General features: G+C 56.0%; 16 protein-coding genes. 12 read left to right on the top strand and 4 right to left on the bottom strand.

All coding sequences use genetic code 11. From position 1 onward, the window contains the following. Position 1: 1 nt before the first annotated feature. Positions 2–658, bottom strand: a complete 657-nt coding sequence (locus tag OJ965_RS14940; RefSeq protein ID WP_058957694.1) for an HAD family hydrolase — start codon at positions 656–658, stop codon at positions 2–4. Positions 659–930: 272 nt separating this feature from the next. Here OJ965_RS14940 and OJ965_RS14935 point away from each other — a divergent pair, with 272 nt between their 5' ends. Then, the gene (locus tag OJ965_RS14935; RefSeq protein WP_265136713.1) at positions 931–2,133 is read left to right on the top strand and encodes a serine hydrolase; all 1,203 of its coding nucleotides are present in this window, start codon (positions 931–933) and stop codon (positions 2,131–2,133) included. Positions 2,134–2,372: 239 nt separating this feature from the next. Here the strand turns inward: OJ965_RS14935 and ybjG are convergent, their stop codons facing one another. Then, positions 2,373–2,978 carry an undecaprenyl-diphosphate phosphatase gene (gene ybjG / locus OJ965_RS14930; protein WP_046101501.1) on the bottom strand — a complete coding sequence of 202 codons (606 nt, stop codon included), beginning with the start codon at positions 2,976–2,978 and terminating at the stop codon, positions 2,373–2,375. Between the two features lie 231 nt (positions 2,979–3,209). Here ybjG and OJ965_RS14925 point away from each other — a divergent pair, with 231 nt between their 5' ends. Next, positions 3,210–3,383: a hypothetical protein gene (locus tag OJ965_RS14925; protein WP_158000255.1), complete on the top strand. Its 174-nt coding sequence runs from the start codon at positions 3,210–3,212 to the stop codon at positions 3,381–3,383. Here the strand turns inward: OJ965_RS14925 and OJ965_RS14920 are convergent. Continuing rightward, positions 3,378–5,066 carry an aspartate:alanine antiporter gene (locus OJ965_RS14920; RefSeq protein ID WP_009091191.1) on the bottom strand — a complete coding sequence of 563 codons (1,689 nt, stop codon included), beginning with the start codon at positions 5,064–5,066 and terminating at the stop codon, positions 3,378–3,380. The genes OJ965_RS14925 and OJ965_RS14920 overlap by 6 nt on opposite strands. Positions 5,067–5,324: 258 nt before the next feature. Here OJ965_RS14920 and ybjM point away from each other — a divergent pair, with 258 nt between their 5' ends. Next, positions 5,325–5,690, top strand: a complete 366-nt coding sequence (gene ybjM / locus OJ965_RS14915; protein ID WP_150029747.1) for an inner membrane protein YbjM — start codon at positions 5,325–5,327, stop codon at positions 5,688–5,690. A 77-nt stretch (positions 5,691–5,767) separates the two neighbouring features. On the opposite strand, the gene OJ965_RS14910 is transcribed toward ybjM, so the two are convergent. Continuing rightward, a complete protein-coding gene (locus OJ965_RS14910) occupies positions 5,768–6,031 on the bottom strand; it encodes a GrxA family glutaredoxin (protein WP_046101502.1) in 264 nt (87 codons plus the stop codon). A gap of 253 nt (positions 6,032–6,284) precedes the next feature. Between OJ965_RS14910 and OJ965_RS14905 the strand changes: the two genes are divergently transcribed. The 9 genes from OJ965_RS14905 (at position 6,285) to OJ965_RS14865 (ending at position 13,868) form a co-directional block, all read left to right on the top strand. After that, the gene (locus OJ965_RS14905; RefSeq protein ID WP_009091185.1) at positions 6,285–6,536 is read left to right on the top strand and encodes a DUF1418 family protein; all 252 of its coding nucleotides are present in this window, start codon (positions 6,285–6,287) and stop codon (positions 6,534–6,536) included. A 16-nt stretch (positions 6,537–6,552) separates the two neighbouring features. After that, positions 6,553–7,275: an oxygen-insensitive NADPH nitroreductase gene (nfsA, locus tag OJ965_RS14900; RefSeq protein WP_009091183.1), complete on the top strand. Its 723-nt coding sequence runs from the start codon at positions 6,553–6,555 to the stop codon at positions 7,273–7,275. 20 nt (positions 7,276–7,295) lie between these two features. Further along, on the top strand, positions 7,296–8,198 hold the full coding sequence (rimK, locus tag OJ965_RS14895) for a 30S ribosomal protein S6--L-glutamate ligase (protein WP_046101504.1): 903 nt from the start codon (positions 7,296–7,298) through the stop codon (positions 8,196–8,198). 87 nt (positions 8,199–8,285) lie between these two features. Beyond that, the gene (locus tag OJ965_RS14890) at positions 8,286–8,765 is read left to right on the top strand and encodes a YbjN domain-containing protein (RefSeq protein ID WP_009091179.1); all 480 of its coding nucleotides are present in this window, start codon (positions 8,286–8,288) and stop codon (positions 8,763–8,765) included. A 380-nt stretch (positions 8,766–9,145) separates the two neighbouring features. After that, positions 9,146–10,255 (top strand): spermidine/putrescine ABC transporter substrate-binding protein PotF, encoded by a 1,110-nt coding sequence (gene potF, locus OJ965_RS14885; protein WP_009091178.1) that lies wholly within the window; start codon positions 9,146–9,148, stop codon positions 10,253–10,255. A 122-nt stretch (positions 10,256–10,377) separates the two neighbouring features. Further along, the gene (potG, locus tag OJ965_RS14880; protein WP_009091176.1) at positions 10,378–11,511 is read left to right on the top strand and encodes a putrescine ABC transporter ATP-binding subunit PotG; all 1,134 of its coding nucleotides are present in this window, start codon (positions 10,378–10,380) and stop codon (positions 11,509–11,511) included. A gap of 9 nt (positions 11,512–11,520) precedes the next feature. Next, positions 11,521–12,483 carry a putrescine ABC transporter permease PotH gene (potH, locus tag OJ965_RS14875; protein ID WP_009091174.1) on the top strand — a complete coding sequence of 321 codons (963 nt, stop codon included), beginning with the start codon at positions 11,521–11,523 and terminating at the stop codon, positions 12,481–12,483. After that, positions 12,480–13,325, top strand: a complete 846-nt coding sequence (gene potI, locus OJ965_RS14870; protein ID WP_111207963.1) for a putrescine ABC transporter permease PotI — start codon at positions 12,480–12,482, stop codon at positions 13,323–13,325. The genes potH and potI overlap by 4 nt, the downstream gene beginning before the upstream one ends. A gap of 75 nt (positions 13,326–13,400) precedes the next feature. Beyond that, positions 13,401–13,868: a YbjO family protein gene (locus OJ965_RS14865; RefSeq protein ID WP_009091170.1), complete on the top strand. Its 468-nt coding sequence runs from the start codon at positions 13,401–13,403 to the stop codon at positions 13,866–13,868. Positions 13,869–13,900: the final 32 nt, after the last annotated feature.

The raw sequence follows: 13,900 nt of genomic DNA, 5'->3' as shown, positions 1-13,900 counted from the left end.
TTCAGCGTGCCCAGTGATAAACCTGCCATCCCCGGCTGACCGCTTCCTGATGCAGTCTTTCATCCGGGTTGATGACATGGGCGTGATCGGCCTGCTCCAGCAGGGGCAGGTCATTCATCGAATCGCTGTAGGCCCAGGTGCGGTCAAACGTCTCCTCCGCCTGCAGCGCTTTCCAGTCACCCAGCCGGGTCACTTTGCCCTCTTTATAGGTCATGGTGCCGTAGGTATTGCCGCTGTAACGCTGGTCCACGATTTCAACGCCAATCGCCAGCGCACCGCAGGCCCCCAGTTGCTGAGCAATCGGCACCACCAGATGCTCACCGCTGGCAGAGATAATCATGACGCGGTCGCCGCGCGCCCGGTGCCACTCAATGCGTTCCCGGGCTGCGGGAAAAACGCGGGGCATGATGTCGCGATGAATAAAGCGGCGCACCCAGCCTTCCACCGTGAGGGTAGCCATACCCGACAGCGGTGAGAGGGTTTTACTCATATACTCTTCAATTGAGAGCGTACCGGCATAATACTGGGCCATCAGTGCCTGTTCCTGATCGATCAGTTCGCTGGGGGCGAACCCCTGTGATACCAGCCAGCGCAGCCACAGGCTGGTACTGTCTTCACAAATAAGTGTTTCATCCAGATCAAAAAGGGCTAAGTCCATGGTCGGTCTCCTCGGCTGACTGGCTTTCAGGTTAGCGGATAATTGTGACCGACTTAACTCTTCTGCGAAAAATCGGAATTTCACGCAGTTTCAGGGATGACAGAAGCGAGGCGAAAGGGCACGCGCGCGGCCGTTGTGCCAGGGTAAATCGACTAAACTCTAAAAAACTTTACGATTCGGCGGTTTTTTTCGCTGCCGTCAACGGTTAGCGTTTGAGTGAGAATTTTCTGCCCCTGGAATTTCGCGTTAACAAGGACAATCCGGCCACGCCCATGACAAACACTCGCTTCCCATCACGCCTGCGGCTTCTCGCTGCTACCTCATTACTGATTATCGCCCCGATCAGCGCCTATGCTGAACAGGCTCCCGCCGCGCCAGGCATTGACGCAAAAGCGTGGATCCTGATGGATTACGCCAGCGGTAAAGTCTTAACTGAATCCAGCGCCGATCAGCGTCTCGATCCCGCCAGTCTGACCAAAATGATGACCAGCTACGTGGTGGGTCAGGCGATTAAAGCGGGCAAAATTAAACCGGATGATATGGTTACCGTAGGACAGGATGCCTGGGCGACCGGCAATCCTAAGCTGCGCGGTTCATCCCTGATGTTTCTCAAGCCGGGTGACCGCATCCCGGTGCATGAGCTGAATAAAGGCATCGTGATCCAGTCCGGCAACGATGCCTGTATTGCGCTGGCGGATTACGTGGCGGGCAGTCAGGATTCGTTTATCGGCCTGATGAATAACTACGTGAAAGCGCTGGGCCTGCAGAACACCCACTTTATGACGGTTCACGGCCTGGATGCAGAAGGGCAGTATAGTACCGCACGGGATATGGCCCTGATTGCGCAGGCGCTGATCCGCGATGTCCCCGATGAGTATGCGCTGAACAAAGAGAAAGAGTTCACCTTCAATAATATCCGCCAGATCAACCGTAACCGTCTGTTGTGGAGCACTAATCTCAAGGTCGATGGCGTTAAAACCGGCCACACCTCCGGGGCGGGCAACAATCTGGTTGCCTCTGCGACCGAAGGTGACATGCGCCTGATCTCCGTGGTGCTGGGCACCACCAGCGATGCGATCCGCTTCCGCGAAAGTGAAAAGCTGCTGACGTGGGGCTTCCGCTTCTTTGAAACGGTAACCCCCATTAAAGCCGATGCTCCTTTTGCTCAGCAGCGGGTCTGGTTCGGCGATCGCAGCCAGGTCAATCTTGGCGTCGCCAAAGATGCGGCGCTGACCATCCCTAAAGGGCAGATGAAGAACCTGAAGGCGAGTTTTAAACTGACCACACCTCAGCTGGAAGCACCGCTGAAGAAGAATCAGGTGGTGGGCACGGTCGATTTTCAGCTGGATGGCAAAACCATTGAACAGCGCCCGCTGGTGGTGATGCAGGATGTGCAGGAAGGCGGATTCTTCAGCCGGATGATTGACTTCGTGATGATGAAATTTAACGGCTGGTTTGGGAAATGGTTTTCATAAGTTATCCGGGACGCTGACGCGTCCCTGATAACAGAAATTCCTCTGGCGGTAAGATCGTGCCTGCACAGGAAGCAGGGTCAGATCGGAAAGACGCAAAACCGTCATCCCTGACTGCTCGGCCCGCGCTATCCCTGGCGCGGGACGCTTTCCTCTTCTGACCCTGCTCCCTGTGCCTCAGGTTTATCTATCGCTGCAAAAATTACGCTGTCTGACGTTTCTGAGCTCAAGAAACAGGGAGCTTAGTCCTGCGTCCAGCCTTTGCGAATCGGCACCGCAAACAGCGCCCGATAGAGAGGATGGATAACAGCCAGCATCCGCTCGCCATAGAACTGCCATGCCAGATGCGAAGCCAGACAGCTCAGCAGCCCGACAAGGAATCCACCCAGCATATCCAGCGGCCAGTGAACGCCAAGATAGACCCGTGACCAGGCGATAGCGCAACCCACACCCATCAGAACCACCCCCGACCAGAGGCGATGCCAGAAAATAAAGGCCAGGGCAAAAGTGAAAATCGTGGTGCCGTGATCGCTGGGGTAGGAGTCATCCGCCGCATGATGCAGGAACTGATAACCGAAACCAATGGCGAACGGACGCGGATGGGGCAGCAGCTGGCCCACACACCAGGAGATCGTCAGCGCATAGATCAGCGCCATGCCGGTTTTCAGCACCAGTGCCCGCTGCGAAGAGAGCTGATCGCGTGGCCCCCACAGCCACATCACCACGATGAGCAGCGGCACGATGGCAATCAGATCTTTGGCAATAAAGGTCGCCAGTTGCAGTAACCAGGCAGGTGACGCTGGTGTGGCATTAATGGCAGTAAACAGTGAGTGGTTCAGTTCTTCCATTCCGGGATAGATTCCTCAGCAGACAGCCCGGCTAACAGTGGCTGACGCTACCCGGTCAGCCTTCTGATAACAGCGGCAATAAAAACAGTCAGCACCAGCGCGCTCGCCCAGTTAATCAGCACAAAAAGCTAATTTCACAGCACTCTATCCTGCTGATTGCGATGCGTTTCGTCCATCATCGCGCTCTTAATCTGTTACTGAGTTGTGCAACGGTTTAAGTTCGGCAGGGGAATGGCGGGATTCGGACGCGGCAGCGCGGCGCGCAAGAAAAAAGGGCATAAAAAAACCCGCCAGGAAAAAGACCAGCGGGCTCCACAATCTGGGGATTTCAAAGAAAAGCAGTGGCACTTATTAGGACTGCCCGCTGACAAAAAAGTTCTGGACGTAGCCAAAAAATTTTTATAGGGGCAATATCGGCCAGACAATCACAATCAGCGTCCCCGCCAGCGTCAGTAACACGTTGGCGATGGCATAGGTCCCGGCATAGCCCAGCGCCGGGATATTACTGCGAGCCGTATCGCTGATAATCTCCATAGCAGGAGCACAGGTGCGTGCGCCCATGATGGCACCAAACAGCAGGGCGCGGTTCATCCGCAGCACATAGGCACCAAACAGAAAACAGATGATGACCGGAAGCAGGCTGACCAGCAGGCCGCACAGCAGCATCAGCGCACCATCGCTGCTCAGGCTGTGATTAATGCCGCTGCCGGCACTCAACCCCACTCCCGCCATAAACACCATCAGACCGAACTCTTTCACCATCGTCAGCGCGCCCTGCGGAATATAACCAAACGTCGGGTGGTTGGCGCGCAGGAATCCCAGCATGATCCCGGCGAACAGCAGGCCGGCGGCGTTACCGATACCGAAACTGAAATTGCTGAACTGGAAGGTAATCAGACCAATCATCAGCCCCACAATAAAGAAGGCACAGAACGCCAGCAGATCGGTCATCTGACTGTGAATGGCGATAAAGCCAATGCGGTCCGCGACGCTTTTCACCCGGCGTGCCTCGCCGCTGACCTGCAGCACATCGCCTTTGTTCAGCATAATGCTGTCGTCGATCGGCATCTCAATCTGGCTGCGGATGACCCGGTTCAGGAAGCAGCCGTGATCGGTCAGGTTGAGCTTACTGAGGCGTTTGTTCACCGCGTTGTGGTTTTTCACCACGATCTCTTCGGTGACAATGCGCATATCCAGCAGGTCACGGTCAAACACCTCTTTGCCGTTACGGAAGCTGGGATCGAGCCGGGCATGCGCGTCGGGATAGCCGACCAGCGAGATATCATCACCCAGTTGTAACACCGCATCGCCATCGGGACTGGCGAGAATACCGTTGCGGCGGATACGCTCGATGTAGCAGCCGGTCTGACGATAGATGCCGAGCTCACGCAGATTTTTGCCGCCGCTCCACGCCACCAGCTCCGGGCCAACGCGATAGGCGCGGATTACCGGCAGGAAAACTTTGCGCTGACTGTCTGCATCCAGACCGCGCTCGCGGGCGATCTGCTGGGCGCAGGTAGGCAGATCCTGATGTTGCAGGCGGGGCAGGTAACGGGCACCAAAAATCAGACTGACGAGTCCAATCAGATAGGTTACGGCATAGCCCAGGCTCAGCTGATCCTGCATCAGTCCAAGCTGTTTAGGATCGCTGATGCTTTGCCGCAGCGTATCGCCTGCGCCCACCAGCACTGGCGTTGAGGTCATGGAACCGGCCAGCATCCCGGCGGTGAGGCCAATATCCCAGCCGAAGAGCTTGCCGAGTCCCAGTGCCAGCAGCAGCGCGCTGACCACCATAACGATGGCGAGCATGAAATAGTTTTTGCCGTCGCGAAAGAAAATAGAGAAGAAGTTAGGGCCGGCTTCGACGCCGACACAAAAAATAAACAGCATAAAGCCCAGGCTTAATGCATCGGTATTGATGGTGAAATGCTGCTGCCCTAATAAGAGCGAAACCACTAATACGCCAATCGAATTTCCCAGCTGAACTGAGCCAAGACGCAACTTACCCAGACAGAGGCCGAGCGCTAAAACGACAAATAATAACAAAATGTCATTTCCGCTTAACAATCCTGCGACGTTAATATTCACTGTTTAACTTCTTGTTTACTTGTAACCTGTTGAAGAGTGGCCTGTTTTTCGCTATCTTGAGCAGGCCGTTGAGGTGCTGTTGTATCAGTACTGCAAATGCAACCTTTTCCGCGGCGCTATTCTAATCACAAATATCTTCTACAGCCATTGGCTGTTTTCATTCGTTGTCACAACGAACTGTTTCTTTTTATTTCCATCTGAACGCAGCAGGGTTATCAGCAGGTTATTGTCGGGATTACTTTTAATCAGTGGGGTGGTATGCCGCAGCGCTCTTATCTCTGGACGACCCGCCTGTGCGGCGTGGTGTTGTACAGTCTGGTGTTTGTTTTTACCTGTCACGCCTGGCAGGTGGGACCCGGCCCGCTTCGCGGTCAGCCCGAATTACTGCTCTTTATGCTTCCCGGCATTCTGATGGCGCTGCTGCAGGTGGAGAGCCCGTTGAAAAGCACGCTGCTGATGGGGCTGTGGGGGACGTTACTGGCCGCGCTACTGCTGAACAGCAGCCTCTTTATCCACGGCAACGGATTTTTTGTGCTCGCCTGGAGCCTTAGCGCCCTGTTCTGGGCAGGCTGCGGCGCCTTGCTGGTGCGGCTGATGCAGATCGTGATGGCGTCACTTAACTAACTCAGCCGTGCTGCTGGCATTCGAAAATAAAAAGGCGAGACATTAGTGTCTCGCCTTTTTTATCGAGGCTTTCCGCCTTATGCGGCAAATCCCAGATTCTCTTTGGTCCAGGCCGCAAACTCGGTGTAACCACCGATATGTTTTTCATCCACAAAGATCTGCGGCACGGTAGAAACCGGTTTGCCCGCACTCGCTTCCAGATCGGCTTTAGTGATGCCTTCCGCCTGAATATCGACATACTGATAGCTAAAATCATCCCGCTCGGCAGTCAGCTTATCAGCCAGTTCATGAGCGCGAACACAGTAGGGACAGCCTGGACGACCAAAAATAACAGCAATCATAGAAAACTCCTTGCAGCGACTGTTGTGTGATGTACGTCACACAACTAAACAGAGAATGGCAACCATGATGCCCGCTCATATCGCTTAAAGAAAGCAGGATTTGCCTGTTAGTCTGATGCCCGCACGCTATGTTAAGCGTCAGGAAGCGTCTGAAACAGAGGCTTTTTTGCCGGTGCGGCGGCCACAGCCCGCGCAAATTTTGGGTTGTTGACCATAATTGACCCTCAGTAGCCCGTGAAGGCAGGAGAGTGTGATGCAGAGTGTAGCCAGATTACCGCGGTTTGTGGTGGTGATGGAGGCGGCTGGCGGCCTGTTAATTCTGGGGGCGCTGCTGCTGATAAACCACTGGCTGCCTGTGCCAGGTCTGGCTGAGCCAAAAACGCTGGCCACGCTGCTGTTTATCGCCGGGATCGTGCTGATGCTGCCCGCCGCCTGGCTGTTGATGTGGCGCACCGCAAAAGCGATAGCCCCACAGCTGTTTAACCAAACCGATAAAAGAAAATAATGTTGCTGGAGACTTTATGACACCGACCATTGATTTACTGTGCAGCCACCGTTCAATCCGCGCCTTTACCGACCAGCCGGTCAGTGAAGCGCAGCGCGAAGCGATTATTACTGCGGCGCAATCGGCGTCCACATCCAGTTTTCTGCAATGCTCCTCCATTGTGCGCATCACCGACAAAGCGCTGCGCGACAAGCTGGTCACGCTGACGGGCGGACAAACCTGGGTCGGAGAGGCTGCCGAATTCTGGGTCTTCTGCGCTGACTTCAATCGTCATCTGCAGATTTGCCCGGATGCGCAGCTGGGTCGTGCCGAGCAGCTGCTGCTGGGCTGCGTCGACACCGCGCTGATGGCGCAGAATGCAATGGTGGCCGCAGAGTCGCTGGAGCTGGGCGGCGTCTTTATCGGCGGGATCCGTAACAACATCGCAGAAGTGACCGAACTGCTGGGCCTGCCGAAATTTGTGCTGCCGCTCTTTGGTTTCTGCCTGGGTCATCCGGAGTCAAAACCGGACGTGAAACCGCGCATGCCACACGCCATGCTGGTGCATGAAAACCGCTATCAGCCACTGGATAAAAACGTGCTGGCCGAATACGATAGCCGCACTGAACTCTATTATCAGCAGCGAGACAGCAACCAGCGTAGCGAAACCTGGAGTGAGCTGATTCAGCGTCTGATCATCAAAGAGACACGCCCGTTTATGCTGGATTATCTGCATCAGCAGGGCTGGGCAACACGCTAAGCCAGGAGCGGAGAGCAGAGATGAAAATCGCCATTTTGTCCCGTGATGCCACGCTTTACTCCAGTCGCCGGCTGCAGGATGAAGCGATAGCTCGCGGTCATGAGGTGCAAATCATCGATCCGCTCTCCTGCTACATGAATATCAATCCGGCCTCTCCGGCGGTTCACTATTGCGGTGAACCGCTGGGCCATTTTGATGCGGTGATCCCGCGCATCGGCAACGCCATCACCTTTTACGGAACGGCGGTGCTGCGACAGTTTGAGATGTGCGGCAGTTACACGCTCAATGCCTCCGCCGCGATTACCCGCACCCGCGACAAATTACGCTCGCTCCAGCTGCTGGCGCAGGAGGGCATCGACATGCCGGTTACCGGCTTTGCCTCCTCACCCGATGACACCGACGATCTGATCGCCATGGTGGGCGGCGCGCCGCTGGTGGTGAAGCTGGTGGAGGGCACGCAGGGTATCGGTGTGGTGCTGGCGGAAACGCGGCAGGCGGCTGAAAGCGTTATCGATGCCTTTCGCGGCCTCAACGCCCATATCCTGGTGCAGGAGTTTATCAAAGAGGCCCGGGGGCGCGATGTGCGCTGTCTGGTCATCGGCAATCAGGTGGTGGCGGCGATTGAGCGGGTAGCGAAAGAGGGCGATTTTCGCTCCAATCTGCATCGCGGCGGCAAAGCCTGCCCGGTGGAGATAACCCCTCAGGAGCGGGAAATTGCGGTGAAAGCCGCCGCTACGCTTGGGCTGGAGGTTGCGGGTGTCGATATTCTGCGCGCGCATCGCGGTCCGCTGGTGATGGAGGTTAACGCTTCCCCCGGTCTGGAAGGCATTGAAACCTGCAGTGAACTGAACCTCGCCGCGCTGATGATCGCGCGGATTGAACAGCAAACCATCCCCGGGCTCCGTCCTAAAACCGCAGGCTGAAACGCGCTTTTCAGCAGTTTTCGTGGCATCGTCGCCCGTTTTTCCGTAAGCTAAGTCGCCTGTTTATCACCCCACTGGGATTTTACGATGGATTCTCTTGTCGTTCCGGATATCGACCTGTTGCGTCGCTGGCTGGATCAGCAAAATATCACCTGGTTCGAATGCGATGCCTGTCAGGCACTTCATCTGCCGCACATGCAAAACTTTGATGGGGTGTTTGACGCCAAAATCGATCTGGTCGACAACGTCATCCTGTTCTCGGCGCTGGCGGAAGTAAAGCCCACGGCGCTGATTCCGCTGGTCGGCGATCTGTCGCAGATCAACGCCAGTTCGCTGACGGTAAAAGCGTTTATCGACATTCAGGATGACAATCTGCCGAAGCTGATTGTCTGCCAGTCAATGACGACCACCGCCGGATTAACCTTTGGTCAGTTCTCGCACTTTATGAAACAGAGCGAAGAGCAGATCTCGATGGTGATCCTGGAAGCCTTTGCTAACAATCTGCTGATTGTCGGCGAGGAAGAAGAGCACGTTGCGGTCTCCAGCGTGCATTCGGTGCTGCACTAGCCCGACCCCTCCAGACTAAGCCGTCCCTGAGACGGCTTTTTTATACCCGCCGCCTGCCGCCACCTTTTTTTATTCTGCATTTTGCCCTTTAATGCCAGATATCTGTCGTCGTTTATGCCATCAAAGCCGAACCTCATAGCTCAAACATGCATAAAATATCGGTTTCAGGCGTTTTTTACGCTGGGGTCTGGTGCAGCATGAGCAGGGGGGCTATGCTTGCGGGGCTGTAACAGGCGCGTAACTGCGCTTCAGATATAGGATTTTGCTATTAAACTCCCGCTGAATAATGATTCATTGTGTCACTGACGTCCTGTACAGAACGCAATGCAGGGATCTCAGGTTTGCAGCGTTGTTATGACCCGCTCAGGAGGATGGAAAACATGTTCAACTCACGTCAGAAATGGCTGTCAGCTGTGGTAGCGGCTTCGCTGATGGTCGCGTCGGCCAGCAGCATGGCGGAAGATAAAACGCTGCACGTCTACAACTGGTCCGATTATATTTCGCCAGATACCGTGCCGAACTTTGAAAAGCAGTCCGGCATCAAGGTTGTCTACGATGTCTTTGACTCCAACGAAGTGCTGGAAGGCAAACTGATGGCGGGCAGTACCGGCTACGATGTCGTGGTGCCATCCTCCAGCTTCCTGGCGCGTCAGCTTCAGTCCGGGGTATTCCAGCCGCTGGATAAGAGCAAACTGCCGAACTACAAAAACCTCGATCCGGCGCTGATGGAAAAAGTGGCGCAGCACGATCCGGGTAACAAATATGCGATTCCTTACCTGTGGGGCACCACCGGCATCGGCTATAACGTCGACAAGGTGAAGGCCGCGCTGGGAACCGATGCGCCGCTCAACAGCTGGGACCTGGTGATGAAGCCGGAAAACCTTGAGAAGCTGAAAAGCTGTGGTGTCTCATTCCTGGATGCGCCGGAAGAGATTTTCGCTACCGTGCTGAACTATCTGGGCAAGGATCCTAACTCTTCGGATGCCAAAGATTATTCCGGTGCGGCGACAGACCTGCTGCTGAAGCTGCGTCCGAATATCCGCTATTTCCACTCGTCTCAGTACATCAACGATCTGGCCAACGGCAATATCTGCGTGGCGATCGGCTGGTCAGGTGACATCCTGCAGGCGAAAAACCGTGCGGATGCAGCGAAAAATGGTGTGCACCTGGGCTACAGCGTGCCGAAAGAGGGGGCACTGGCCTTCTTCGACATGATGGCGATTCCGAAAGATGCGAAAAACATCGACGGCGCCTATGCCTGGCTGAACTACATCATGGATCCGAAAGTGATCGCTGATGTCTCCAATAAAATGAACTATGCCAACGGCAACAAAGCGTCACTGCCGCTGATCAATGCCGACATCCGTAACAACCCGGGTATCTTCCCGACGCCGGAAGCGATGTCGAAATTGTTTGTGCTGAAAGTCCAGGATCCGAAACTGGATCGTGTGCGTACGCGTGCATGGACTAAAGTAAAAAGTGGTAAGTAGTTCGTCCCGAACGGATTGACCTGTCACGTAACAGCAACAGAGGCGCAGTGTCGGCCTCTGTTGTGCCATTTTAGCGGCGGATTTTGCCGCGATGTTCCGCCTGGCTCCGGAGAGAGATAGTAGTGAACGATGCCATTCCCCGTCCTCAAAATAAAACCGCAAAGGCGTTAACGCCGCTGCTGGAGATTCGCAATCTGACCAAATCCTTTGACGGCCAGCACGCCGTGGATGATGTCAGTCTGACCATTTACAAAGGTGAAATTTTTGCGCTGCTGGGCGCGTCAGGCTGCGGCAAATCAACGCTGCTGCGGATGCTGGCCGGATTTGAGCCACCGACCAGCGGCCAGATTGTGCTGGATGGTCAGGATCTGTCGCACGTGGCCCCCTATCAGCGCCCGATCAATATGATGTTCCAGTCCTATGCGCTGTTCCCGCACATGACGGTGGAGCAGAACATCGCCTTTGGCCTGAAGCAGGATCGCCTGCCGAAAGGGGAGATCGCCAGCCGGGTCGCCGAGATGCTGTCGCTGGTGCACATGCAGGAGTTTGCCAGACGCAAACCGCACCAGCTCTCCGGCGGGCAGCGTCAGCGTGTTGCGCTGGCACGCAGCCTGGCGAAGCGGCCTAAACTGCTGCTGCTGGATGAGCCGATGGGCGCGCTGGATAAGAAGCTGCGTGACAGGATGCAGCTGGAGGTGGTCGATATTCTGGAGCGGGTTGGTGCGACCTGCGTGATGGTGACGCACGACCAGGAAGAGGCGATGACCATGGCCGGCCGTATCGCGATCATGAATCGCGGCAAGTTCGTGCAGATCGGTGAGCCGGAAGAGATCTATGAGCATCCAACCAGCCGCTACAGCGCCGAGTTTATCGGTTCGGTTAACGTCTTCGAAGGCTTGCTGCGTGAACGTCAGGCGGACGGCCTGGTGATCGACAGCCCCGGTCTGATGCATCCGTTAAAAGTCGACTCCGATGTCTCGGTGGTGGATAACGTCCCGGTTCATGTCGCGCTGCGTCCGGAAAAAGTGATGCTGTGCGATGAGGTGCCTGCCGATGGCTGCAACTTTGCGGTGGGTGAGGTGGTTCACATCGCCTATCTTGGCGACCTCTCTATCTTCCACGTCCGTCTGCATAGCGGACAGATGATCAGTGCACAGTTGCAGAACGCGCATCGCTACCGCAAAGGGCTGCCCACCTGGGGTGACGAAGTCCGCCTCTGCTGGGAAAGCGACAGCTGCGTGGTGTTGACGGTTTAAGGAGCGGCTATGAGCCAGATTTTCCAACGCGCCAAAGCGCCCGCCCGGCTGGTCGGCACGCCGCTGCAACGCTGGGCCACCCGGGTCAAAATGCAGCATGGCCGCAAGCTGGTCATTGCGCTGCCTTACCTGTGGCTGGTGCTGCTGTTTCTGCTGCCCTTTCTGACGGTGCTGAAGATCAGCTTCGCGGACATCGCGCGGGCGATCCCCCCTTACACCGAGCTGGTGAGCTGGGCGGACGATCAGTTCAGCATTGTACTCAACTTTGGCAACTACCTGACGCTGACCGACGACCCGCTCTACATCGACGCCTATCTGCAGTCCCTGAAGGTAGCGGCGATTTCGACGGTCATCTGTCTGCTGATTGGTTATCCGCTCGCCTGGGCTGTTGCACACAGCAAGCCGTCGATGCGCACGATTCTGCTGTTGCTGGTCATCCTGCCGTCGTGGACCTCCTTTCTGGTGCGCGTTTACGCCTGGATGGGGCTGCTGAACAATAATGGGATTCTCAACCGCTTCCTGATGTGGCTCGGCGTGATCGATCATCCGCTGGTGATCCTCTATACCAACACCGCCGTCTATATCGGTATCGTCTACTGCTATCTGCCGTTTATGGTGCTGCCGATCTACACCGCGCTGACCCGTATCGACTACTCGCTGGTGGAAGCGTCACTGGACCTGGGGGCGCGTCCGCTTAAAACCTTTTTCAGCGTCATCGTGCCGCTGACTAAAGGCGGCATTATCGCCGGATCGATGCTGGTCTTTATCCCGGCGGTCGGGGAGTATGTGATTCCTGAACTGCTGGGCGGGCCGGACAGCATCATGATTGGCCGTATTCTGTGGCAGGAGTTCTTCAATAACCGTGACTGGCCGGTGGCCTCTGCGCTGGCGGTGATTATCCTGCTGATCCTGATTCTGCCGATCATCTGGTTCCATAAGCATCAAAACCGTGAAATGGGAGAGAAGGCATGAATAATCTGCCCACCATTCGCTCACCCTGGCGAACCGGTATTCTGGTCTGCTGTTTCCTGTTCCTCTATGCGCCGATGCTGCTGCTGGTGGTTTACTCCTTTAACAGCTCACCGCTGGTGACGGTGTGGGAGAATTTCTCTTTCCACTGGTACAAGGTGCTTTTCCAGGACAGCGCGATGATCGATGCGGTGCTGCTGAGTCTGAGCATTGCCGGGCTTTCCGCCACCATGGCTGTGGTGCTGGGCACGCTGGCGGCGGTCATCATCGTGCGCTTCGGGCGGTTCCGCGGACATAACGGGTTTGCCTTTATGCTCACCGCGCCGCTGGTAATGCCCGACGTAATCACCGGACTGTCGCTGCTGCTGCTGTTTGTGGCGATGGGCAACGCCTTTGGCTGGCCCAGCGAACGCGGCATGCTCACCATCTGGCTGGCACACGTGACCTTCTGTACCGCCTATGTGGCGGTGGTGATCAACTCGCGTCTGCGTGAACTGGACCGCTCGATTGAAGAGGCGGCGATGGACTTAGGCGCCACGCCGCTGAAGGTCTTCTTCGTGATTACCGTGCCGATGATTGCGCCGGCTATCGTGACCGGCTGGCTGCTGGCGTTTACCCTGTCACTCGACGATCTGGTGATCGCCAGCTTTGTCACCGGGCCCGGTGCCACCACGCTGCCCATGGCGATCTTTGCCACCGTGCGGCGCGGCGTGAATCCGGAAATCAACGCGCTGGCGTCGCTGATTCTGTTTGTGGTCGGTTTAGTGGGTTTTATCGCCTGGCGGGTAATGGCGAACGAAGAAAAACAGCGTTTAAGCGATATTCAGAAAGCTAAACGTGGCTGAAATCGTTAACCTTTGCCACTATATGAACGGGCCGGTTTAACCGGCCCGTTTTTCGATCGGGTGGAGCCACGGACTATGTCAGAAATCTTTAAAAGCAGTGCCACGCTTTCCGATGCGCCGGTGCCGGTCAGTGTGGCGGGCATTGCCATCATTGCCACCCGCTGCCTGAGCGTCCTGATGCTGGCCAATGAGCTGGGCTACAGCGAAATCGCCAACTTTGTTCACCGCAGTGCTCAGTCCTGGGACTCTACGCTTATCTTTATCGCCAGCCAGCTGATCTTCCTGTTTGAACTGCGCTGCGCCTTTACCCTGATGCGCGGCAGTAATGCCGGACGCTGGGGCTATGTGGCGACCCAGGTGCTCGTACTGGGCTACATGCTGGTGGCCTCGCTGGGCTGGATCTACCCTGAGATTTTCAGTATCGACGGCGACAACAATGTCCAGATTATTCACCACACCCTGACGCAGAAAATCCCCGATCTGCTGGTGCTGATGCTGCTGTTTCTGCCTGCCAGCAGCCGCGCTTTTTTCAGAAAGCGGTGATACAATCGCGCTCCGCCCGACCCGATCGTTAA

Source organism: Pantoea anthophila (assembly GCF_026104315.1).
GTDB lineage: Bacteria > Pseudomonadota > Gammaproteobacteria > Enterobacterales > Enterobacteriaceae > Pantoea > Pantoea anthophila.
Note: the sequence above shows the minus strand (reverse complement) of the source record. Positions and strands in the feature narration are given on the sequence as shown.

What these genes read in the sequence shown, in the direction of transcription:
- OJ965_RS14910 (WP_046101502.1), bottom strand. Translation starts at nt 6,031, where the DNA reads ATGATTGCTGTTATTTTTGGTCGTCCAGGCTGTCCCTACTGTGTTCGC.
- OJ965_RS14925 (WP_158000255.1), top strand. Translation starts at nt 3,210, where the DNA reads ATGGCGGGATTCGGACGCGGCAGCGCGGCGCGCAAGAAAAAAGGGCAT.
- ybjM (WP_150029747.1), top strand. Translation starts at nt 5,325, where the DNA reads ATGCCGCAGCGCTCTTATCTCTGGACGACCCGCCTGTGCGGCGTGGTG.
- potH (WP_009091174.1), top strand. Translation starts at nt 11,521, where the DNA reads ATGAGCCAGATTTTCCAACGCGCCAAAGCGCCCGCCCGGCTGGTCGGC.
- nfsA (WP_009091183.1), top strand. Translation starts at nt 6,553, where the DNA reads ATGACACCGACCATTGATTTACTGTGCAGCCACCGTTCAATCCGCGCC.
- OJ965_RS14905 (WP_009091185.1), top strand. Translation starts at nt 6,285, where the DNA reads ATGCAGAGTGTAGCCAGATTACCGCGGTTTGTGGTGGTGATGGAGGCG.
- rimK (WP_046101504.1), top strand. Translation starts at nt 7,296, where the DNA reads ATGAAAATCGCCATTTTGTCCCGTGATGCCACGCTTTACTCCAGTCGC.
- OJ965_RS14865 (WP_009091170.1), top strand. Translation starts at nt 13,401, where the DNA reads ATGTCAGAAATCTTTAAAAGCAGTGCCACGCTTTCCGATGCGCCGGTG.
- potF (WP_009091178.1), top strand. Translation starts at nt 9,146, where the DNA reads ATGTTCAACTCACGTCAGAAATGGCTGTCAGCTGTGGTAGCGGCTTCG.
- OJ965_RS14940 (WP_058957694.1), bottom strand. Translation starts at nt 658, where the DNA reads ATGGACTTAGCCCTTTTTGATCTGGATGAAACACTTATTTGTGAAGAC.
- potI (WP_111207963.1), top strand. Translation starts at nt 12,480, where the DNA reads ATGAATAATCTGCCCACCATTCGCTCACCCTGGCGAACCGGTATTCTG.
- OJ965_RS14890 (WP_009091179.1), top strand. Translation starts at nt 8,286, where the DNA reads ATGGATTCTCTTGTCGTTCCGGATATCGACCTGTTGCGTCGCTGGCTG.
- ybjG (WP_046101501.1), bottom strand. Translation starts at nt 2,978, where the DNA reads ATGGAAGAACTGAACCACTCACTGTTTACTGCCATTAATGCCACACCA.
- OJ965_RS14935 (WP_265136713.1), top strand. Translation starts at nt 931, where the DNA reads ATGACAAACACTCGCTTCCCATCACGCCTGCGGCTTCTCGCTGCTACC.